Annotated in this window: 18 protein-coding genes; 14 read left to right on the top strand and 4 right to left on the bottom strand. The window is 60.6% G+C overall.

The features are described 5' to 3' along the window. Nucleotides 1-100 precede the first annotated feature (100 nt). The 5 genes from I2H81_RS03955 to larD all read left to right on the top strand — a co-directional run bounded on the left by I2H81_RS03955 (nucleotide 101) and on the right by larD (nucleotide 8,622). Nucleotides 101-1,405: an MFS transporter gene (locus I2H81_RS03955; protein WP_195644629.1), complete on the top strand. Its 1,305-nt coding sequence runs from the start codon at nucleotides 101-103 to the stop codon at nucleotides 1,403-1,405. Nucleotides 1,406-1,709: 304 nt separating this feature from the next. Further along, nucleotides 1,710-3,023: a histidine--tRNA ligase gene (gene hisS / locus I2H81_RS03950; RefSeq protein ID WP_195644628.1), complete on the top strand. Its 1,314-nt coding sequence runs from the start codon at nucleotides 1,710-1,712 to the stop codon at nucleotides 3,021-3,023. A 258-nt stretch (nucleotides 3,024-3,281) separates the two neighbouring features. Next, entirely contained in the window at nucleotides 3,282-6,095 is a 2,814-nt protein-coding gene (locus tag I2H81_RS03945; protein WP_411266924.1) for a phosphoenolpyruvate carboxylase, read from the top strand. A gap of 468 nt (nucleotides 6,096-6,563) precedes the next feature. After that, on the top strand, nucleotides 6,564-7,841 hold the full coding sequence (larA, locus tag I2H81_RS03940; protein WP_022093875.1) for a nickel-dependent lactate racemase: 1,278 nt from the start codon (nucleotides 6,564-6,566) through the stop codon (nucleotides 7,839-7,841). Nucleotides 7,842-7,890: 49 nt separating this feature from the next. Next, complete coding sequence (gene larD / locus I2H81_RS03935) at nucleotides 7,891-8,622, top strand: D/L-lactic acid transporter LarD (protein WP_195644626.1); 732 nt, start codon at nucleotides 7,891-7,893, stop codon at nucleotides 8,620-8,622. A gap of 306 nt (nucleotides 8,623-8,928) precedes the next feature. Here the strand turns inward: larD and I2H81_RS03930 are convergent, their stop codons facing one another. From I2H81_RS03930 to serB, 4 genes are all read right to left on the bottom strand, one after another. Then, nucleotides 8,929-9,468 carry a TetR/AcrR family transcriptional regulator gene (locus tag I2H81_RS03930; protein WP_195644625.1) on the bottom strand — a complete coding sequence of 180 codons (540 nt, stop codon included), beginning with the start codon at nucleotides 9,466-9,468 and terminating at the stop codon, nucleotides 8,929-8,931. A 2-nt stretch (nucleotides 9,469-9,470) separates the two neighbouring features. Continuing rightward, nucleotides 9,471-10,391, bottom strand: a complete 921-nt coding sequence (larC, locus tag I2H81_RS03925; protein ID WP_195644624.1) for a nickel pincer cofactor biosynthesis protein LarC — start codon at nucleotides 10,389-10,391, stop codon at nucleotides 9,471-9,473. A gap of 10 nt (nucleotides 10,392-10,401) precedes the next feature. Next, nucleotides 10,402-11,184 carry a nickel pincer cofactor biosynthesis protein LarB gene (gene larB, locus I2H81_RS03920; protein ID WP_195644623.1) on the bottom strand — a complete coding sequence of 261 codons (783 nt, stop codon included), beginning with the start codon at nucleotides 11,182-11,184 and terminating at the stop codon, nucleotides 10,402-10,404. A 114-nt stretch (nucleotides 11,185-11,298) separates the two neighbouring features. Further along, nucleotides 11,299-11,934 carry a phosphoserine phosphatase SerB gene (gene serB, locus I2H81_RS03915; RefSeq protein ID WP_117655517.1) on the bottom strand — a complete coding sequence of 212 codons (636 nt, stop codon included), beginning with the start codon at nucleotides 11,932-11,934 and terminating at the stop codon, nucleotides 11,299-11,301. Nucleotides 11,935-12,190: 256 nt separating this feature from the next. Here serB and aspS point away from each other — a divergent pair, with 256 nt between their 5' ends. The 9 genes from aspS (at nucleotide 12,191) to I2H81_RS03870 (ending at nucleotide 22,612) form a co-directional block, all read left to right on the top strand. Next, entirely contained in the window at nucleotides 12,191-13,978 is a 1,788-nt protein-coding gene (aspS, locus tag I2H81_RS03910) for an aspartate--tRNA ligase (RefSeq protein WP_099432650.1), read from the top strand. 143 nt (nucleotides 13,979-14,121) lie between these two features. After that, nucleotides 14,122-14,370 (top strand): HPr family phosphocarrier protein, encoded by a 249-nt coding sequence (locus I2H81_RS03905; RefSeq protein ID WP_158559602.1) that lies wholly within the window; start codon nucleotides 14,122-14,124, stop codon nucleotides 14,368-14,370. Nucleotides 14,371-14,559: 189 nt separating this feature from the next. Further along, entirely contained in the window at nucleotides 14,560-14,802 is a 243-nt protein-coding gene (locus tag I2H81_RS03900; RefSeq protein WP_022094360.1) for a FeoA family protein, read from the top strand. Between the two features lie 39 nt (nucleotides 14,803-14,841). Next, on the top strand, nucleotides 14,842-15,063 hold the full coding sequence (locus I2H81_RS03895; RefSeq protein WP_006234774.1) for a FeoA family protein: 222 nt from the start codon (nucleotides 14,842-14,844) through the stop codon (nucleotides 15,061-15,063). Between the two features lie 122 nt (nucleotides 15,064-15,185). Next, nucleotides 15,186-17,513 (top strand): ferrous iron transporter B, encoded by a 2,328-nt coding sequence (gene feoB / locus I2H81_RS03890; protein ID WP_195644622.1) that lies wholly within the window; start codon nucleotides 15,186-15,188, stop codon nucleotides 17,511-17,513. A 175-nt stretch (nucleotides 17,514-17,688) separates the two neighbouring features. Then, a complete protein-coding gene (locus tag I2H81_RS03885) occupies nucleotides 17,689-17,889 on the top strand; it encodes a hypothetical protein (protein WP_117637971.1) in 201 nt (66 codons plus the stop codon). Nucleotides 17,890-18,034: 145 nt separating this feature from the next. Beyond that, the gene (locus I2H81_RS03880) at nucleotides 18,035-19,114 is read left to right on the top strand and encodes a substrate-binding domain-containing protein (RefSeq protein ID WP_195644621.1); all 1,080 of its coding nucleotides are present in this window, start codon (nucleotides 18,035-18,037) and stop codon (nucleotides 19,112-19,114) included. Nucleotides 19,115-19,573: 459 nt separating this feature from the next. Continuing rightward, entirely contained in the window at nucleotides 19,574-21,001 is a 1,428-nt protein-coding gene (gene uxaC / locus I2H81_RS03875) for a glucuronate isomerase (RefSeq protein ID WP_195644620.1), read from the top strand. A gap of 96 nt (nucleotides 21,002-21,097) precedes the next feature. After that, entirely contained in the window at nucleotides 21,098-22,612 is a 1,515-nt protein-coding gene (locus I2H81_RS03870) for a tagaturonate reductase (RefSeq protein ID WP_195644619.1), read from the top strand. Nucleotides 22,613-22,621 lie beyond the last annotated feature (9 nt).

Here is a 22,621-nt window from a genome sequence, read left to right as displayed (position 1 = left end):
TGCGGGCATGGCCATAAGGCCTATGCCCTTGTCTTTCAAGGCAATCTTGGGCACTACCGGCGCCCGGCGCAGGCTATTCGTTTGTTAAATAAGGAGCAGTATGCCCCAGCAGCGTAAGTTCTTCCCCGGCTGGCTCGTGGTGGCCTCCGGCTTCGTGATCATGGCCACGTGCTACACGATTTTCGTCAACTGCATGAGCCTGTTCCAGCCGCTCATCGTCAGCGACTTGGGAATATCTCTTGCGCAGTACAACATCTCCAATGCGATCTCTACCGTGGTGAGCGTTATCGGATCGCTTGTCATTGGCCATGTTGCCGATAAAGTAAGCGGTCGCGTTTTGGGTTCCCTAACCGTTATCGCTACCTCTGCCGTTCTTGCCAGCATGAGCTTTGTCGGTGAGCTGTGGCAGGTCTACGTGCTCTTTGCCGTTTCGGGCTGCTTCGCTGTGGCCTCGACCCGCCTGCTCATCAGCCTAGTGACCGCCAACTGGTTTACCGCCAAGCGAGGCCTTGCCATCTCCATCGCACTTTCGGGCTCGGGCTTTGGCGGCGCTATTCTGCCTCCCATCGTGAGCTCGCTTATCGTGAGTGTGGGCTGGCGCTCTGCGTTCCTGGTACTCGCTGCCGTCTGCATGGTGGCGGCACTGCCCATCATGGCCTACTCCTTCCGCACTAAGCCTTCCGAGATCGGCCTTAAGCCGCTCGGCGAGAACCCGGGCGATCCGTCCGTCTCGACGGCTGGCGACAAGGACGAGCACACGGCGCCCGAGGTTAGCGTCGGCTGGTCTCGCATCAAGAAGAGCCCGGCGTTTTGGCTGCTTGTCGTCGCCTTCCTCTTTATGGGTCTCGTTAACGGCGCCATCTTGCCCAACCAAGTCACCAACATGACGAGCGTTACCGTCAACGGCGCCAAGATCGTCACGGGCGGTCATGATCCCATGTGGGCGGGCACTGTGCTTTCGGCCTATATGGTCACCGTCGTTATCGCCAAGATTTCGCTCGGTGCGATTTATGACCGCTTTGGCCTGCGCTTTGGCAATATCCTTGGCTCCGTTGCGTGCATTATCGCCTGCGTGGCGCTGTGCTTCCCGACGACGGACCTCGGTCCTATTGTCGCCGCTGTGAGCTTTGGTATCGGAACGTGTATGGGCACCATCACGCCTACCATCGCCGCGTCCAAGCAGTTTGGCATGGCCGACCTCGGCAAGGTCACGGGCGCCATCACCTCGCTCGAGATGGTCGGCGGCACCGTGGGCGCCATTGTCTCGGGCGTGCTGTTCGACGCCACGGGCTCCTTTGCGAGCACTTGGATCGTGTGCTTGGCGTGCTCCGTGGTCATGCTCGTGTTCCTGCTGGTATCCGAGCCCATCGCCGCCAAGCTGCGCGCGAGCGTGGCGGGGGAGTAGGCGTCCGTCGCTCTTTTCTGTTCGTCCCGTTCTGTCCGTGGCCGCCTTGGAAGCCGAATGGATGCTCGTACCATCATTCGGTTTCCAAGGCGGCCACGGGCCTACGAAATGATCCCTATTCCTCCGTCCCCAAGGGATCACGTGATCCGAAGGGGACGGAGGAAAAGGGATCACAAACAGCGGCGGCGCGTCTGGCCGAACGAGTCCCCATACCCTCGTTCGGTCAGACGCGCCGCCGCTGTTTGTATTTGTGCCGTATAATGACCGTTAGCTATGACGCGATACAAAAGAAAGGTGTTTGCCCATGCAGGCACAGAAGGCGGAGGGAACCCGCGACCTTATCGGCGCCGAGATGCGCGCCTGGCAAAAGATGCAGCAGATTGCGGCCGGCGTGTTCGAGCCGTTTGGTTTTAAACCCATCGAGACGCCCGCGATCGAGCAGGTGGACGTGTTTGTCCACGGTATCGGCCAGTCGACCGACGTCGTGCGCAAGGAAATGTTCCGCGTGTTCAGCGGTGCCAACCTGGAGCGCGTCTTTACCGAGGGCACCGACACCAAACTCAAGCCCAAGCAGCGCCTGGCGCTTCGCCCCGAGGGCACGGCCGGCGTGGTGCGCGCTGTCGTCGAGAACAATCTGGTGCCCCAGGGCTCCACGCCGTTTAAGGCGTACTACGCCGAGGCCATGTTCCGCGGCGAGCGTCCCCAGAAGGGCCGCCTGCGCCAGTTCCACCAGGTGGGCATCGAGTGGCTCGGCGCTCCCGATCCGGCGGCAGACGCCGAGTGCATCATCATGCTCATGGAGTTTTACAAGCGCCTGGGCTTCGATCTTTCCAAGCTTCGTCTGCTCATTAACTCGATGGGCGACGCTCAGTGCCGTCCGACTTACCGCGAGCAAGTCAAGCAGTTTATCCTCGATCACGCAGACGAGATGTGCGATGAGTGCCGCGAGCGCGCCGAGCTCAACCCGCTGCGTGCCTTTGACTGCAAGAACGACCACTGCCGCGAGATCATGGCCGAGGCTCCGCTGATGGGTGACAACCTGTGCGATGAGTGCCGCGAGCACTACGAGCAAGTCAAGCGCTATCTGGATGCCGCCGGTATCGAGTATGTCGAGGATCCCACCTTGGTGCGCGGCCTGGACTACTACACCCGTACTGTCTTTGAGGTCGAGGCCCCTGGCGCCGGCGTCGGCTCCATCGGCGGCGGCGGCCGCTACGATGGCCTCGTCGAGCTCGAGGGCGGCAAGCCCACGGCAGGCGTCGGCTTCGCCGTCGGTTTTGAGCGCGCCCTGCTGGCCCTGCAGGCCTTTGGCAGCGACCTGGGTGCCGAGGAGGTCCCGTGCGTCTACGTCGCCAATGCCGGCAAGGAGCTGCGTCAGAACGTCTTTACCATTACGCAGCAGCTTCGCGCCGCAGGGATTGTGACCGAGGCCGACTATCAGGGCCGTTCGCTCAAGGCCCAGTTTAAGCAGGCCGATAAGGTAGGCGCCAAGCTCATCTTGGTCCTGGGTGGCGACGAGCTTGCCGCCGGCAAGGTCAAGGTGCGCGACATGCAGAGCCATGACGAGGTTCTCGTCGATCTGGCCAACGTCGTCGAGGCGGTTCGCGAGCGTCTGTAGCGCATGATTTTTGAGCTGCGGACCCGCTAACATGTCCCGCTCGCGACGAGCTATTGTTACGGGGGTGTTTCGCATTTATGCGGAATGCCCTCGCTTGCATATGCCGCCCACCGAGAAATACGACCATTTGGGGCAAAAACCCTTGCAATGCAGAAAATACTTTTGTGTGGTAAAGCGCAATCAGTGTCGAAAGTATTTCTCAAGCGCCTATAATGAATACCGCATGTTACGTGCATAGAAGGAGGAATGGGAGGAAACGTGGCTGAGAACCTAAGCAACCAGTCTGTACCCGAAGCCGCGGCGCGCGTCGCTGCCGTGGTCAACCGCCTCGTTAACCGAATCGGCTCGAATGCCGAGTCCAGGGAGCGTCTCGCCGAGATCGAGATCCCCGAGGAGCTGCGCGATAATCTGGCGCTGTTCCTGCGCCTGGAACGTCGTGTGCTTAGCGAGTATGATCCCGAGATCGCGGACCTGTTCGACAAGATTTTGACAGCCGAGATTGTGGTCAATGCTGGCAACCCCGGTAGCCGCGCTGCCGACGAGTCCGTTGACGAACAGGGCGTGCCCACTGCCGACGAGCCCACCGCCGTGGCGTTTCGCGAAGTCGTCGATTTGATTGACAGCCTGCCGCTTGATAAGCAGCAGGTCATCGTTCGCGCCTTTACGAGCTTCTTCCACTTGGCAAACCTGTCGGAGGAGAACTACCGTGTGGCGCAGCTGCGCGAGCGCGAGGCCGGCGCATCGACCGATACCGAGGTCGATCCCGCCAACGAACTCACCGTCGCCTATCACCAGTTGGTAAACGAGATGGGCGTCGAGGGTGCCAATGAGCTGCTCGGCAAGCTCGAGTTCCACCCTGTCTTTACCGCACATCCCACCGAGGCCCGTCGTAAGGCCGTCGAGGGCAAGATTCGCCGTATCTCCAACCTGCTGGAGGAGCGTCCGCGTTTGGGCGGCTCCGACCTGGTGGAGAACGAGCGCCATATGCTGCAGGAGATCGACGCCCTGGTGCGTACGAGCCCCATCGCGCTCAAGAAGCCCACGCCGGTCGAGGAAGCCGATACCATCATCGACATCTTCGATAACACGCTGTTCGACGTTATCCCCGTCATCTACCGTCGTTTTGACGACTGGGTGCTGGGCGACAAGGCCGGTACCGTGCCGCCGCTGTGCCCGGCGTTCTTCCATCCCGGCAGCTGGATCGGCTCCGACCGCGACGGCAACCCCAACGTCACCGCCAAGGTGAGCCGCGAAGTCGCCGCCAAGTACTTCACTCACATGGTGCTCAAGCTCGAGGACAAGTGCCGCCGCATCGGCCACAACCTCACGCTCGAGGCCACCTACAGCAAGCCTTCTGCCGAGCTCATTAACCTGTGGAACCATCAGGTCGAGATGAGCCCTCGTTACACGGCCCGCGCCGAGCTGATCTCCGAGCACGAGCCGCATCGCGCCGTCATGCTCGTCATGGCCGACCGCCTGAACGCCACCGTGCGCCGCATCACCGACACCATGTACCACAGCGCCGACGAGTTCCTGGATGACCTGCGCGTCGTCCAGCGTTCGCTTGCTGCCTGCGGTGCCGTCCGTGCCGCCTACGGTCCGGTCCAAACCATCATCTGGCAGGTCGAGTCCTTCGGCTTCCATATGGTCGAGATGGAGTTCCGTCAGCACTCCGTGGTGCACGCCCGCGCCCTCAAGGATATCCACGAGAACGGTATCCATGGTGACCTGCAGCCCATGACGCGCGAGGTCATCGACACCTTCCGTGCCATCGGTTCCATCCAAAAGCGCTACGGCAAGAAGATGGCACACCGCTACATCATCTCGTTTACCAAGAGTGCCCAGCATGTGGCCGACGTCTTTGAGCTGGCCCACCTGTCCTTCGCACACGAGGAAGACGTTCCCGAGCTCGACGTGATCCCGCTGTTCGAGCAGCTCGAGGACCTCGAGGGCTGCGTTGACGTGCTCGACCAGATGCTTACGCTGCCCGTGGTGCAAAAGCGCCTTGCCCAGACCAACCGCCGCATGGAGGTCATGCTGGGCTATTCCGACTCTTCCAAGGATGCCGGTCCTACCACGGCCATGCTCGCGCTGCACTCCGCGCAGGAGCGCATCGCCAAGTGGGCAGAGAAGAACGATATCGACCTGGTGCTCATGCACGGTCGCGGCGGTGCCGTGGGCCGTGGCGGCGGCCCGGCCAACAAGGCCGTGCTGGCGCAGCCCAAGGGTTCGGTCAACTGCTTCTTTAAGCTCACCGAGCAGGGCGAAGTCATCTTTGCCCGTTACGGCAACCGCACGCTGGCTCAGCGCCATGTTGAGTCCGTTGCCGCCGCAACGCTTTTGCAGTCGGCCCCGAGTGTCGAGAAGACCAACACCGAGACCACGCAGAAGTTCTGGGATATGGCCGAGAAGCTCAACACTGCAAGCCACGAACGCTATCTGGACCTGCTGAACACCGAGGACTTTACACCGTGGTTCTCGACCGTGACGCCGCTGACCGAGGTCGGTCTGCTGCCGATCGGCTCGCGTCCCGCCAAGCGCGGTCTGGGCGCCAAGTCGCTCGATGACCTGCGTACCATCCCGTGGATCTTCAGCTGGAGCCAGGCGCGCATTAACCTGGCCGCTTGGTACGGTCTGGGCACCGCCTGCGAGCAGCTTGGCGATCTTGACCAGCTCAAGGCTGCCTACCAGGAGTGGCCGTTCTTCCGCACCTTTATCGACAACATCGAGATGTCGATCGCCAAGACCGACCAGCGCATCGCCAAGATGTATCTGCACCTGGGCGACCGCGATGATTTGTCCGAGAAGGTCTTCACCGAGATGCAGCTCACGCGTAAGTGGGTCCTTGCCATCGTCGGTGATGAGTGGCCGCTGCAGCGTCGTCGCGTGCTCGGCTGCGCCGTTCGCGTGCGTAACCCCTACGTCGACGCCCTGTCCATCGCCCAGGTCCGCGCCCTTCGCGAGGTGCGTATGAACCAGGACGAGATGGCCGAGGAGAAGAAGGCCGAGTACATGAGCCTGATTCTTTCGACTGTGACCGGCGTCTCGGCAGGATTGCAAAACACGGGGTAATCGATAGCCCTGTAGTCGCTGTCCGGGGCCGCCGTATGTTTGCTTTCCGGCGCGTCCTCGGACATGCAAGAAGCCCTCGCTGCGCACTTCGTGCGGCGAGGGCTTCTTGCGTCCTGCGGAGTGCGCCGGAAAGCAAACATACGGCGGCCCCTGCGATGTCCGGTCTTCGGCGGATTACTGGCTGGGGGAATAATGGTGCGCTTCGCGCGTTTTGGATGGGGTTTGTCCCGGCGGCGCGTTTGGCGCTTCGCGCCACGCGTCTTATCGATCGGGATTGAGATGCATGTGGCGCTTCTCGACTTACGACTGTAGCGGCCGCGGCTCCGTTTGGGATCGCGGTCGTTTTGTTGTGGGTCAAATATGAACGTTGTGTTAATGAGTCGGTGGACGGTGGTGTTTTTCGGTGAGCGGCGTATCCTTCCAACGGTTTATCTAGTGTGTCAGTTGAAAGGAAGAGGGCGCTCGTCATTGTTTGAATGTGAACTGCCGTTTGACCACAAGACGTTGCATTTGGAGCTCGAGGATAAGAACTTTGCGGGTGTGATGGAAGGTCATCAAAACGAGTTTAAGACTACAAAATCGCAGGAAGAGCTGGTGGAGGAGTCGCTTGCCAACCCTTATGGCTCGCCTTCGCTCGAGGAGCTTTGTGCTGGCAAGAAGGATATTGTCATCATTAGCTCCGATCATACGCGTCCCGTTCCCTCGCGTGTGACGATGCCTATTCTGCTGCATCACATCCATTCTGCTGCGCCCGAGGCTCGCGTGCGTATTCTGGTTGCTACGGGTATGCATCGTCCGTCGACGCACGAGGAGCTCGTCAACAAGTACGGCGAGGAGATCGTTGCCAACGAGGAAATCGTTATGCACGTCGCGACCGATGACAGCATGATGAAAAAGATCGGCACCCTGCCTTCTGGCGGCGAGTGCATCATCAACAAGATTGCTGCCGATTGCGATCTGCTGCTTGCCGAGGGCTTTATTGAGCCGCACTTCTTTGCCGGTTTCTCTGGCAGCCGCAAGTCCGTCCTGCCTGGTATCGCCAGCTACAAGACCATCATGTACAACCACAACGGTCAGTTTGTGAACGATTCCCATTCGCGTGCCGGCAACCTGTGCCACAACCACGTGAGCGAGGACATGTTTGCCGCTGCCGAGATGGCTCACCTTGCCTTTGTGCTCAACGTGGTGCTCAACGGCAAGCACGAGGTCATCGGCTCCTTTGCCGGCGACATCCACAAGGCGCACGAGGCTGGCTGCGAGTTCGTGAAGAGCCTTGCCGGCGTTGAGCCCGTCGAGTGCGAGATTGCCATTACCACCAACGGCGGCTACCCGCTCGACCAGAACATCTATCAGGCCGTGAAGGGCATGTGCTCTGCCGAGGCTACGCTTCCCGAGGGCGGCGTGATCATCGACGTCGCCGGCTGTGCCGACGGTCACGGTGGCGAGGGCTTCTATCACAACATCGCCGACAACGATCCGGCGGAGTTTGAGCGTGCCTGCATCGACCGTCCTAAGGACGAGACCCTGCCCGACCAGTGGACGAGCCAGATCTTTGCCCGCATCCTGGCGCATCACCCTGTGATCATGGTCACCGACCTGTGCGATCACCAGATGATCAAGGATATGCACATGACGCCGGTCAACACCCTCGATGAGGCGCTCAAGCTCGCCTTTGAGATGAAGGGTGCCGATGCCAAGGTGGCCGTCATTCCCGATGGCCTGGGCGTTGTCGTCGCACAGCACTAGCACGCGGCCTAAACGAATCGTTTATAACCGACAAGAAAGATAAGGTTTTATGCTTACCAAACTCCTCTGCGAATTCGGCGCAACGGCCCTCATGATCATCTTTGGCGTGGGCGTGCACTGCGATACCGTGCTTAAGGGTACCAAGTATCAGGGCTCCGGCCATATGTTTGCCATCACCACTTGGTCTTTTGGCATCTCGGTCTGCCTGTTTGTCTTTGGTGGCGCCGTGTGCATGAACCCGGCTATGGTGCTTGCCCAGTGCATCGTCGGTCTGGTGCCGTGGAGCAGCTGCATCCCCTTCATGATTGCCGATATGCTCGGCGGCTTTGCGGGTGCCGTGATCGCATGGTTGATGTATGCCGATGAGTTCAAGGCTTCCGATGGTGTCATCGATCCCATTGCTCAGCGCAACATCTTCTCGACCAACCCCACCACCGAGGGTACGAACTATGCCCGTAATTTCTTCTGCGAGGCTATCTGCACCTTTGTGTTCATCAGCGCCATCCTTGCTGCTGCTAACCGTGCTGGTGAGAACGTTCTGATGCTCGCCATCTGCGTCGGTCTGATCGTTTGGGCTGTTGGCATGGGCATGGGAGGTATCACTGGCTTCGCCATGAACCAGGCCCGTGACCTTGGTCCTCGCATGGCCTATCAGGTGCTGCCGATTAAGAACAAGGCTGACAACAACTGGAAGTACGGCCTGCTTGTTCCTGGCATCGCTCCGTTTGTCGGTGCCATCGTGGCTGCGTTGTTTGTGCATGGTTTCTTGGGCATGTTCTAGTCCAAGACAATTGATAGAACGCCCGGGTCCGGCATAGGTTAACTTTCCGCCGCGTCCTCGGACATGCAAGAAGCTCCCGCTGCGCACTTCGTGCGGCGGGAGCTTCTTGCGTCCTGCGGAGTGCGGCGGAAAGTTAACCTATGCCGGACCCTGCGGGAATCCAGTTGCGTTCGAACAAGCAACCAACATATATATCTGAATTTGGATGTGGTGGGCACTTTGTTGTTTGACGCTTTGAGGTTCGAGTGACACTTTGGGATGCGTGGCGCCTTGGCGTGGGGCGGTGCTTTGGGATGAGCTTCTTACTTAGTTGAAGAGGGGTTTTATGGCTGATAGGTAGTCTTTGGCTACGTCCTCTTTTGGGGCTTGGAAGTTGTGCCAGGCCCACCATTGGACCATTCCTACGAAGCTTGAGGCTATGTGGTGTAGTAGGAAGCTTCGGTCCATAGTGGTGGCGGGGCCGTTTGGGTCGGTAGGGACGGTTTCGGCTGCTCGTGACATGATGGTTTTGCGTAAGCAGTCGGCGAAGACGCGTGAGCCGGCGCCGGCTACGAGGGCACGTACGCCCTGGCGGCGCTCCCAGAGGTTGTTGAGGATATGCTCGACCTGAACGAGCGGGTCATCGAGGGGCGTACCGTCATCGTCGAGGGCGTGGGTGCAGATGTCGCTCACGAGCTCAGCGAGCAGATCATCTTTGCTTTTGAAGAGGCCGTAGAACGTGGCCCGACCCACATGGGCGCGAGCGATAATGTCGCCGACGGTGATCTTGCCGTAGTCCTCTTCGCGCAGCAGCTCGGAGAACGCCGCAACGATGGCAGCGCGGCTTTTTGCCTTGCGGGCATCCATGGCTATGCGTCCGCGTCAACGAGCAGGCAGCGGAGCGTGCCGGAGCAACCCTCGTAGGGGCGCTTGCCGGCGCCGTAGCCGACGGCCTCGATGCGGTAGCGGGCCGGCAGGTGCTCGGACGTGCGCAGTGCGGCGACGATGGCGGCGCCCGTGGGCGTCACAAGCTCGCCGGCGACTGGTGCGGGCGTGAGGGCGATATTGCCCGCCTGGCACAGGTTGACGACAGCGGGGACGGGAATGGGCATGAGACCGTGGGCACAACGGATGGTACCGTGACCCTCGGAGAGCGACTCGACCACGATGTCCTCAATACCCAGGTCATCGAGGCAGATGGCGACAGAGCAGACGTCGACGATGGAATCGACGGCGCCCACCTCGTGGAACATGACGGTCTCGGGCGTTTTGCCGTGAGCCTTGGCCTCGGCAGCGGCGAGTACGGAAAAAATGGCGAGGGCGCGACGCTTGGCGCCATCGCTTAACTGCGAGCCATCGATGATGGCGGTGACGTCAGCCAAAGAACGGTGGTGATGGTGGTGGGCGTGATGGTGACCCTCGTGGTCGTGGTCATGCTCGTGGTCGTGGTCATGCTCGTGGCAGTGCTCGTGTTCGTGCTCGCCATGATCATGATGGTGGTGCTCATGCTCGTGCGTGTGCTCGGCAGCTGCTTCGTTGCCGTAGAGCCAGGCCATATCGTGATCGTGGTTCTCGAGTTCCTCTGCAAGCTGGACGTCAAAGTCGCAGGCGTCGATGCCATGCTTGCTTACGCGTGTGACGGCGATCGTAAAGCCGTCGACCGGCAGCGTGGCGAGCTGCTCGCGCAGGTGCTCCTCGCTGGCGCCTAGGTCGAGCAGGGCCGCGACGGTCATATCGCCGCTGATGCCCGAGGTGCCGTCGATGATAAGCGTGTGCTGATGATTGGACATGGAATGCTCCTTAACGGGCGCAGGGCGTGCCGGCGCTCAGATGATTGATAAGACTTGCCTGGTAGGCGGCACCAAAGCCGTTGTCGATGTTGACGACCGAAACGCCGCTGGCGCAGGAGTTGAGCATGGCGAGCAGCGCGGCTACGCCACCAAAGCTCGCGCCGTAACCCACGCTGGTGGGAACGGCTATGACCGGACAGCTTACCAGGCCGCCGACAACGCTCGCCAGTGCGCCCTCCATGCCGGCAATGGCGATGACCACCTGTGCCTGGGCAAGTTCCTCGGCATGCGCGAGCAGACGGTGCAGGCCGGCGACACCCACGTCGTAGAGGCAGTCGACCTCGTTGCCATAGAACTCGGCCGTCAACGCGGCTTCTTCGGCGACGGGCAGGTCGCTCGTGCCGGCGCAGGCGACGACGATGCGTCCGTTGCCGGTAGGGGAGGGCTTGCCGCCCACGAGGGCGAGCTGTGCGTCCGGGACATACCCCAGGTCGATGCCGTTGCCAAGAAGCTCAGCGGTGCGCGCGGCTTTTTCGGCATCCAGGCGCGTGACCAGGATGCGCTCCTGGCCGGCATCGTGCAGTGCTTCGATAATGGCGGCAATCTGATCGGCGGTTTTACCGGCCCCGTAGACAACCTCGCCGGCTCCCTGGCGCACCCCGCGCGAAAGATCGAGCTGCGCAAAGCCCAAATCGGCGGTCGGAGCCGTCTGGATGCGCGTGAGGGCGTCGGCAGGGGTGACTGCTCCGCCGGCAACATCGCTCAGCAATTGCTCAAGATCTCGCTTATCCATATATGTTCCCTTCGACGGCGCAAAGTCTAGCACTCAAAGGGTATATTTCCGAACACTAAGACAAAATTGTTCGGAAACTATAGGACAGACTGATTCAACTGTTAGACGGATCGACTAGTCGCGCAGGATGATGTCCATGGCGAGCATCAGGTTGCGCTCGTCGATGGTAAACGGGGCGGCCTCGCGCGTCTTGGGCTTGGCACAAAACGCGATGCCCGTGCCTGCGGCCTGGATCATGGGGATGTCGTTGGCGCCGTCGCCGATTGCCACGGTGTGTGCCATATCGACGCCGCACTCAACTGCCCAGTCCAGCAGCTGGATGAGCTTGGACTCCTTGGTCACAATGTCGGCAGCCAACTTACCGGTGAGCTTGCCGTCCACGACCTCCAGACGATTGGCCAGGCAAAAATCGATGCCCGTGGCAGCCACGATCTTGTCGGCGACCTCGTGAAAGCCGCCGCTCACCACGCCGACCTTCCAGCCCTTGCTGTGCGCTGAGCGCACAAGCTCCAACGCGCCGGGGGTAAATGTCACGCGCTCAAAGGTGCGCTCGAACACGCTCTCGTCCAGGCCGGCGAGCAGCCCCACGCGCTCCTCGAGCGCCTGCTTAAAGTCAAGCTCGCCGCGCATGGCGCGTTCGGTGATCTGTGCCACCTGCTCGCCCACGCCGGCCTCTTCGCCCAACAGGTCGATGACCTCCTGGTTGATGAGCGTGGAGTCGATATCCATAACGATGAGGCGTGCAGTCATGGCGGGCCTTTCCGAGTGCTGTTTTATTGGGGCATATTGTCGCACGCGGCGCGCCTTGGCGACGGCCACGGCGCGTCAATTGTTTCGTCTCCGTCAAGTCTTTGGGCAGGAGCTACTTTTCCGCGGCACATCGACACAGGTGCGATAAGATAGGACGCCATGTCTGGCTGCGCGGTTTACGCAGGCCGGGCAAATCTGTACGACGCCGCCCGGAACGACACGGGGCGGCACAGATCCATAAAGGAGGATCACTGGTATGAGCCAGACCCGTCCCATCGACGAGCATTCCATGCACACCCGTACCTGCGGCGAGCTTCGCCGCGAGAACGTGGGCGAAGAGGTCACCCTCACCGGTTGGGTGAGCCGTCGCCGCGACCACGGCGGCCTTATTTTCTGCGACCTTCGCGACCGCGAGGGCATCACGCAGCTCACCTTCGACCCCGAGCACTCCGACGGCGACGCCTTTAAGATCGCCGAGACTATGCGTCCCGAGTGGCCCATCAAGATCCATGGCGTCGTGCGCGCCCGTGGCGAGGAGACCACCAACACCAAGCTCGCGACCGGCGAGATCGAGGTCCTGACCGATCATGCCGAGGTGCTCAACACTTCCGTCACCCCGCCGTTCCAGATCGAGGACGGCATCGAGACCAGCGAGGACACCCGCCTGCGCTATCGTTATCTGGACCTTCGTCGTCCCGAGATGATGGCCAACCTCAAGCTGCGCTCCGACTTCACCTTTGCCATTCGCGAGGCGCTGCACAACCGTGAGTTCATGGAGGTCGAGACGCCCTCCCTGTTTAAGTCCACGCCCGAGGGCGCTCGCGACTTCATCGTTCCCAGCCGTATTCAGCCGGGCAACTTCTACGCCCTGCCGCAGTCCCCGCAGCTTCTGAAGCAGCTGCTCATGGTCGGTGGCGTCGAGCGCTACTACCAGGTTGCCAAGTGCTTCCGCGACGAGGACCTGCGTGCCGACCGTCAGCCCGAGTTCACCCAGGTCGATATCGAGATGTCCTTCGTGGACCAGAATGACGTTATGAGCGCGCTCGAGGAGGTCCTGGCCGACGCCTTCGGCCGCATGGGTGTCGAGATGCCCACGCCGCTGCGTCGCATGGACTACTGGGAGGCCATGGACACCTATGGCTCCGACAAGCCCGATACTCGCTACGGCATGCACCTGGTCGACCTGACCGACATCTTTGCCAACTCCAAGTTCAAGGTCTTTGCGACTGCCGCAAACGAGGAGGGCTCTGTCGTCAAGGCCATCAACGCCAAGGGCGCCGGTGCCTGGGCACGTGCCAAGATCGATAAGCTCGCCGGCGTGGCCTCCACGTTTGGCGCCAAGGGCCTGGCCTGGATCGCTTTCCGCGAGGATGGCTCCATCAACAGCCCCATCGTCAAGTTCTTCTCGGACGAGGAGATGGCGGCTCTGCGTGAGCGCATGAACGTCGAGCCCGGCGACCTTGTGATGTTCGCCGCCGGTCCGCGCCTGCTCTCTGACGAGATCCTGGGCGGCATGCGTTCCCACATGGCTAACGCGCTCGAGATCAAGCGCGAGGGCCACGACTTCCTGTGGGTCGTCAACTTCCCGCTGTTCCACTGGGATGAGGACCGCAAGGCCTACGCTGCCGAGCACCAGCCCTTTACCCTGCCGACCGAGACCGACATCGCCAAGATCGAGGCCGACCCGCTGGCAGCCGGTTCGTGCACCTACGACTTTGTCATGGACGGCTTTGAGGCCGGCGGCGGCGGTATGCGTATCCACAACGCCGAGATGCAGATGTCCATGCTCAAGCTCCTGGGCTTTACCGAGGAGCGCGCCGAGTCGCAGTTCGGCTTCCTCATGGAGGCTCTCAAGTTTGGTGCGCCCCCGATGGGCGGCTTCGCCCTGGGCCTGGACCGCGTGTGCATGCTGCTCACCGGCTCCGACTCCATTCGCGACGTCATGGCGTTCCCCAAGACGGCCAGCGGCTCCGACCTCATGTCGGGCGCTCCGAGTGCCGTTTCCGGCGCCCAGCTCAAGGACGTCAGCCTGCGCTTGATGTAGGCAAGCGGCTACCTATTGCCTGTAACGAGGGAAGGACGTGTGCCTTCCCTCGTTTTTTGTGGGACGGGGGTGCGCCGGTAACGTACAATAACTACCACGTGGCTGGGTTTGCCGGCCGAATGTGCGATGCCGCGGGAGGGGACATGGTCGAGTTTACAAAGACGATTAAAGATCCGTTGGGACTGCATGCCCGCCCGGTTGCGCTGCTTTACGACATCATTGCCAAGCATCGTAGCAACGTATCGGTCAGTATCGGCGATCGCCATACCGACGGCCGCGATGTAATGGGGCTCATGGCTCTCTACGGCGAGTGCGGCGAGGACATCATCTTCCGCGTTTCGGGCGTAGACGAGGCTTCCTGCGTCACATCGATCAGAAACCTCTCGCTCTAAGCATGACAGGGCGCGGCAAAGGACAGCTCTTTGCCGCGCCTTTTTGTTTCGTATAGGAAACTTTTTCGAAATCTAAATGGGGACCCTTTCCAAAAAGTTAACCACGTGCTAGTTTACTATAGCGAACATAGACGTGGTTAACTTTTGCTGCGTCGATGTTGAGGACGAACTGACGTTAGGAGCTCACTCATGTCTTGCGGACCGCAGATGCCGGCTATGCCGCTTTCGATGGTAAAAGCGGGCGAAACCGTGCGCGTGTCTCGCGTAAAGGGCAATGAGGATATGAAGCACCATCTCAAGGACCTCGGCTTTGTCGAGGGCAACGAGATCCACGTGGTGAGCTCGAGCGGCGCCAATATCATCGTCACGGTGCTGGGCGCACGCTTTGGCATCGATTCCAAGGTTGCCATGCACATCATGACCGTCGGTTAGTCCGCAGCATTTCATAAAAACCGAAAGGGGGACAAGAGGATGAAGACGTTGGGTGACGTTAAGGTGGGCGAGAGCTCTACCATCGTCAAGCTTCACGGTGAGGGCGCGCTGCGCCGCCACCTTATGGACCTGGGGCTCATCAAGGGCACTTCGTTCAAGGTCGTAAAGGTTGCACCGCTCGGTGATCCGGTCGAGATCAACGTGCGCGGCTACGAGCTTTCCATCCGCAAGGAGGAGGCTGCCGTCGTCGAGGTCCAGTAAGGGCCGACGGCGAATATTTCTGCAGATAAAGTTAGGTTTTTCTAACTCAAACTTGCAGCGTTGAAGCACATTATCCAGCCCGCGCGGAGAAGGTACGCGGGCATACAAGGAAGAAGGATTGAATGGCGGATTCTCAGATCCATGTCGCGCTGGCGGGTAACCCCAACTGCGGCAAGACCACGCTTTTCAACCTGATCACCGGCGCCAACGGCTACGTTGGCAACTGGCCGGGCGTCACGGTTGAGAAAAAGGAAGCCAAGCTCCTGAGCGACAAGAGCGTCACGATTACGGACCTCCCCGGCATCTACTCGCTTTCCCCCTATAGCCCCGAGGAGCAGTGCTCGCGCGACTACCTTATGAGCGGCGAGCCCGACGTCGTCGTCCAGGTGGTCGACGCTACCAACTTGGAGCGCAACCTGTACCTGGCGCTTCAGGTTATCGAGACCGGCCTGCCCGTGGTCGTTGCCCTCAACATGGCCGACCTGGTCGAGAAGAACGGCGACAAGATTGACACGGACAAGCTTTCCAAGAAGCTCGGCTGCCCGGTCATGATGATCTCGGCCCTTAAGAACAAGGGCATTAAGGAGCTGTTCGAGCAGGTCAAGAAGTCCGCTGCTTCCAAGGGCCAGGTGCCGGAGCATAAGTTCGATTCCTCCATCGAGGACGTTCTGGACCACATCGAGAACAACCTGCCGGCGAGCGTTTCCGCCAACAAGCGTCGCTACTACGCCGTCAAGCTGTTCGAGCGCGACGCGGACGCCTGCAAGCTTATTAACCTCACCAAGGAGAAGGCCGCTCGCGTGGAGCAGCTGGTCGCCCAGTGCGAGCAGGACTGCGACGACGATGCCGAGTCCATCATCACCGGTGAGCGCTATGGCGTGATTGCCCACATCATCGACGAGTGCCTCACCAAGGCTCCGGCCAAGATGAGCACCTCCGAGAAGATCGACCGCGTGGTTACCAACCGTATCCTGGGCCTGCCGATCTTCGTGGTCATCATGTTCTGCGTGTACTACATCGCCGTTTCCACCCTGGGCGGCACGGTGACCGACTTCACCAACGACCAGCTCTTCGGTACCGACGGCTGGTACGTGCTCGGTCAGGGTCGCGACGCCTATGACGCAGCTGTTGAGGCTGCGGGCGACAATGCCGACTCGGTCGACCCGGCACAGTACGGTCCCTATGTCCCGGGTATCACCACCATGGTGCACGACGCCCTCGTGGCGGGCGGCACCGAGGACGGCGGCCTGGTCGATTCGCTGGTCTGCGACGGCATCGTCGGCGGCCTGGGCGCCATCTTCGGCTTTGTGCCGCAGATGTTCCTGCTGTTCGTGATGCTGTCTTTCCTGGAGGACTGCGGCTACATGGCCCGCGTCGCCTTCATCATGGACCGCGTGTTCCGCCGCTTTGGCCTGTCCGGTAAGTCCTTTATCCCCATGCTCGTGTCCTCGGGCTGCGGCGTCCCCGGTGTCATGGCCACCAAGACCATCGAGAACGAGAAGGACCGTCGCATGACGGTCATGACGACCACGTTCATTCCCTGTGGCGCCAAGCTGCCGATCATCGCCCTGCTCATGGGTTCCATCATCGGCGATTCTTCCACCACCGCCGCGTGGATCAGCCCGCTCTTCTACTTCCTGGGCGTCTTTGCCGTCATCGCCTCGGGCCTCATGCTCAAGAAGACCAAGCTCTTCGCCGGTCGTCCGACGCCGTTTGTTATGGAGCTTCCTGCCTACCACTTCCCGGCGATCCGCTCTTGGGCGCTGCATGTATGGGAGCGCTGCTGGGCCTTTATCAAGAAGGCCGGCACGGTCATCTTCGCCTCTACCGTCGTGGTTTGGTTCCTCTCCAACTTTGGTAGCTACAACGGTTCCTTTGGCTTCCTGCCTGCTATGGACGGCATCCCCGAGGAGTTCATGGACTACTCCGTGCTTGCCATGCTCGGCAACCTGGTCGCCTGGATTTTCGCCCCGCTCGGCTTTAGCACCTGGCAGGCAACTGCGCTGACTGTCTCTGGCCTCGTCGCCAAGGAGAACGTCGTCGCCACTGCCGGCTCGCTGCTGTCCGTTGCCGACGCTGCCGAGACCGACCCGAGCCTGTGGACCGCGTTTGCCGGCATGTTCCCGACTATGGGCGCTTGCGTTGCCTTTGGCGCCTTCAACCTGCTGTGCGCTCCGTGCTTTGCTGCCATGGGCACCATCCGCAACCAGATGGACTCCGGCAAGTGGACCGCGATTGCCATCGGCTACGAGTGCGCCTTTGCTTGGGTGATCGGCCTGTTCATCAACCAGTTCTACAACCTGCTTGTCCTTGGCCAGTTTGGTATTTGGACGGTTGTAGCCATCGTTCTGCTGGTTGCGATGCTCTTCCAGATCTTCCGTCCCATGCCTAAGCACGCCTGGACCGATGAGGACGAGACCAACACCGCTTCCGCCGCAGTTTCCGCTTAAGTCCGAATAAGGATTAGCCCCTTTCCACGAGCCCGGGTGTCCCAGCGACACTCGGGCTTTTTGGTGGGGGAGATGTGACGTTTCCGCAGATAAAACCGACCAAAATAAACCTGTCCCTTTTTGGCAGGTGGAGAATGGGGTAAAGTAAGTGGTGGTTAACTAGAGGAGGCTTGCTATGGCACCTATCGATATTGTTGTACTGGCCGTTATCGCCATTGCGTTTGTCGCCGTGTGCGTGCGCATTTATCGCAAGGGCACCTGCGCCGACTGCGCTCAAGGTGGCGTTTGCACAGGACATTGCTCCAACAAAAAGACCTGCGCCGCACTTAAGGGCGTAGACAAAATCGCCGAAGACTTGGGCCGCGGCATCAAATAAAGGTCCAGGCACCCAAGCGCCTCGCGAGCATCCGTTCGCGGGGCGCTTTGCACATTTGGGGGAGAGCGCGGCGAGTTGAAGAGTCATTTTGGGGTATCGTTACCTGTACTGTTAATTGGCAACTTATCTATAACGGAGTAACCCCATGAGCGCTCGCGTAACCATGAAGGACATAGCCGCCGAGCTTGGCGTTTCCATCAATACCGTGCACAAGGCCCTGACGGGTAAGGCCGGCGTGAGCGAATCCGTGCGCTCCAAGGTGAATGCTAAGGCCGAGGCCATGGGTTACCACCGCAACACAAGTGCCTCGAGCCTGCGCCGCAAGGATATCAACCTGGTGTTTTGCCTGCCCCGCGCATCGCGCGAGGGGGCGTACTTTTTCCGTTACCTGTGGGAAGGCTGCAACCGCTTTGAGCAGGAGGTCATCGACCGGGGTATTACGGTTGAGCGTGTTGAATTTGGCGTGGGCGGCTACGCCGATGCGCTCGAGCAGATTGATGAGCGCCTGCAGGTAGGGGAGAAAATCGACGGTCTGCTTGCCTATGTTCCGGGCGATGACCGCGCGACCGAGCTTTTGAGGCAGATTGCTGAGGCGGGCGTGGCGATCGAGCTCGTCGACGGCGATCGCCCGCACCTCGATCGCCTGGGTGCCAGTTTGGCGGACTATTCCACGGCAGGCAGCCTTATGGCAGAGCAGGCGGCTAACCTGGTCCACGCTTCTGGGGCTGACGCCCGCGTGCTCCTGTTGGCGGGCGACCCTTATACCGACTCGCACTATCTGACCGCCCGCGCCTTTCATAATTACCTGCGCGAACACGATATTCCATGGCAAGTTGAGGACCTTGCCGGCGCCCATGCGCAAGTCAAACAGCTCGAGCGGGAGCTTGAGCAGCGCTTGAGTGCGCCGGATGCTCCCGAGCTCATCTGTAGCGTTTTTGCCGTTGGTTCCGAAGTGGTCGCCGACGCGCTTGTTTCGAGCGGCAAGGCCGGCCAGGTCATGGTAATCGGCAACGACCTGTTCCCCGAGAGCGCCCTGGCCTTACGCCGCGGCATTTTTACCAATATCGTCTATAAGGACCCGGTGAGCTTGGCCTACCGTGGTGCCAAGACCTTGGGCGAGTATCTGCTGTGGGGTAAAACTCCGGCGGAGCCCGTGCAGAAGGGTGCTGTGGAGATGGTGTTTGCCAGCAACGTCGACCGCTACTGCGAGCTTGCGGGAATTTAGCTGTTTAGTCAGGTACCCCCTCTTGCGACGTGCATTTATTGGAGTATTCAGCAATGGCGTGTCCCGAAAGAGGCTAGGACGACTGTTTTCAGTGCCCCCGATGGCGTAATTCGCCATCGGGGGCACTTATTTATGCCGATTGGGCGCAATATGAGCATCAGATAGGGCTTCGAAGACGGTGCGCGGTGCGCTCCGATGCTGAATACTCCCAAAAATGCACGGCGGAACATGACCCACCTGGCCAAAGCGCTCAAGTTCGGTATTCGGGGACCCCTGCCAATTCGCAATACATACAAGTCACGGCTCCAGTAACCGTTGAACGGGCAAAATCGACCGTTCACCCCATGGTGGTTAGGTGAACGTTCACCTTTTAAGTCGCAATGAATTAGTATAGTGAACGTTCACCTAGAGGATAACGAGCGCATCGTGCGCCCGCTCCGCCAACAAAGGGGTTGTTTGATGAAAAACTTCATGGACGATCAGGATTTCCTGCTGAGCACCAAGACCGGTGAGGAGCTGTTCCACAACTTTGCCGAGGGCATGCCCATCGTTGACTACCACTGCCACATTTCTCCCAAGGAGATCTGGGACGACAAGCGTTTTGAGAACATCACCGAGGTTTGGCTGGGCGGCGACCACTACAAGTGGCGTCTGATGCGTGCCAACGGCGTTGACGAGCGCTTCATTACCGGCGATGCTCCTGCTCGCGAGAAGTTCCAGAAGTGGGCCGAGACCCTGGGCCGCTGCGTGGGCAACCCCGTCTTTGAGTGGAGCCACCTGGAGCTTAAGCGTTACTTTGGCTACGAGGGCGTCCTGAACGGCAAAACCGCTCAGGAGGTCTGGGACCTTGCCAACGCCAAGCTCGCTGAGGCCAGCTTTACCTGCCGCAACCTGATCAAGCAGTCCAACGTCCGCATGATCTGCACTACCGACGACCCCGCCGACAGCTTTGAGTGGCACAAGAAGATTGCCGCCGACGACAGCTTTGACGTCCAGGTCGTTCCCGCCATGCGCCCCGATGCCGCCCTGCGCATCGAGCGTGGCCAGGAGTTCGCCGACTACTGCAAGCATCTCTCCGAGGTTGCCGGCGTTGAGATCAGCGACTTCGAGGGCATGAAGGCCGCCATCTCCAAGCGCTACGACGTTGCCCACGAGCTGGGCTGCCGCGCTTCCGACCACGCGCTCGACTACGTTATGTACGTTCCGGCTACCGCCGACGAGATCGAGACTATCTTTGCCAAGGGCCTTGCCGCCGAGCCGCTTGCCGAGGACGAGGTCCTCAAGTACAAGACGGCCTTTATGCAGTTCGTCGCCGGCGAGTATGTCCGTCTGGGTTGGGCCATGCAGCTGCACTTTGGCTGCAAGCGTGACAACAACCGCGCTATGTTCGCCAATCTCGGTCCCGACACCGGCTACGACTGCATCTCCAACTACACGCCGTCCGACCAGCTGGCCGATTTCCTCAACTCCATCCAGGAGTCCACGGGTCTGCCCAAGACCATCCTGTACAGCCTGAACCCCATCGACAACACCATGATCGATACCGTGATGGGCTGCTTCCAGGAGGCTCCGACTGCCGGCAAGATCCAGAACGGCTCTGCCTGGTGGTTCAACGACAACGAGGTCGGTATGCGCGAGCAGCTCACGGCTCTGGCTAACGAGGGCGTGCTGGGCAACTTTGTGGGCATGCTTACCGATTCCCGCTCCTTCCTGTCCTACCCGCGTCACGAGTACTTCCGTCGCGTGCTGTGCGGCGTGATCGGCGAGTGGGTCGAGCAGGGCAAGTATCCGGCCGACATGGAGCTGCTGGGAGCCATCGTGCGCGACATCAGCTACAACAACGCGGTCCGCTACTTTGGCTTTGACCTGGATACCGTCGAGGCCTAAACCCGCATCGAACCACACCGAACTCGGAAGCGCCGTTGCCACACGCGGCGCCCCCGTTTTGCCTGCACGCTAACAGCAATCTAAGGAGAGACATCGATGGAGAACATCAGCTACGAGACGCTCGAGAAGATTGGCTACAAGGGCTACCTGCTGCCCAAGGACGCGCCCGAGAAGGTTCTGCAGTTTGGCGAGGGCAATTTCCTGCGCGCCTTCGTCGACCGCTTCTTTGACATGGGCAACGAGGCAACCGGCTGGAACGGCAAGGTTGTCATGGTCCAGCCCATCAGCGGCGCCTTTGGCTTTGCCGATGGCATTAACTCTCAGGATGACCTGTACACCGTGCTGGTGCGCGGCAAGGAGAGCGGCAACACGGTCGACGAGTCCCGTGTGATCAGCGCCTGCAGCCGCTGCCTCAATCCGTATCGTGAGGACGACTACCGCGCCATGATGGAGGTCGCCGTCTCCGACGATTTGGAGATTATCGTCTCCAACACCACCGAGGCCGGCATTGCCTACGACCCGTCCTGCAAGGCCGACGACATGCCGCCCGCGAGCTTTCCCGCCAAGCTTGTCCAGGTCCTTCACACTCGCTGGGCTGCCGGCAAGCCGGGCGTCATCGTGCTCGCCTGCGAGCTCATCGATCACAACGGCGAGGAGCTGCTGCGCATCATGAACCAGTACGTGAACGACTGGGGCTGGGAGGACGAGTTTGCGCAGTGGATGGCCAACGACTGCACCGTCTGCACCACGCTCGTCGACACTATCGTCCCCGGCCGCATCCGCGACCCCAAGGAGGCCGCTGCCGTGGCCGAGCGCCTGGGCTACGAGGATCCTTTCCTGGCCGTGCGCGAGCCCTTCCAGATGTGGGGCATCCAGGGCGACGAGTCGCTTGCCGAGAAGCTTCCCTTCGTGAAGGCCGGCCTGCCGGGCGTCTTTGTGACCCCCGATGTCACCCCGTACAAGAAGCGTAAGGTCCGCATCCTCAATGGTGCCCACACCGCCTTCGTTCCGGGCTCCTGGGTTGCCGGCTTTGATATCGTGCGCGATTGCATGCACGACGAGACCGTTCGCGGCTTCATGAACACCATGCTCTACGACGAGGTCATCCCGACGCTTGCCGCCGATCTGGATGTCGAGGACTGCAAGGCCTTTGCCGCCGCCGTCGAGAACCGCTTCGACAACCCGTTTATCGACCACGCGCTGCTCTCCATTTGCCTCAACTCCACGGCCAAGTGGCGCGCTCGCGACCTGCCCACGCTCAAGGACTATGTTGCCGAGACCGGCAGCCTGCCCAAGTGCCTGGCCACGAGCCTCGCTACGCTCATCGCCTTCTATACGCAGGAACTTGTTGCTCGCGAGGGCGATGGCCTGCACCTGCGCCGTGCCGACGGCACCGAGTACACCGCTCAGGACGACGCCTTCGTGCTCGACTTCTACGCCGCCCACGCCGGTGCAGACGATGCCGAGCTGGTGCACGACGTGCTCAGCAACGAGCAGATGTGGGGCGAAGACCTTACGCAGATTGCCGGCCTTGAGGAGTTTGTCGTCAACGCGCTTGCCGTCGTGCGCGTCGAGGGCGCCATGCAGGCCTTCGCCAACGCCCAGGCCTAAATCCTTCTG

The organism is Collinsella aerofaciens, assembly GCF_015561195.1.
GTDB classification, from domain to species: domain Bacteria; phylum Actinomycetota; class Coriobacteriia; order Coriobacteriales; family Coriobacteriaceae; genus Collinsella; species Collinsella aerofaciens_AC.
Note: the sequence above shows the minus strand (reverse complement) of the source record. Positions and strands in the feature narration are given on the sequence as shown.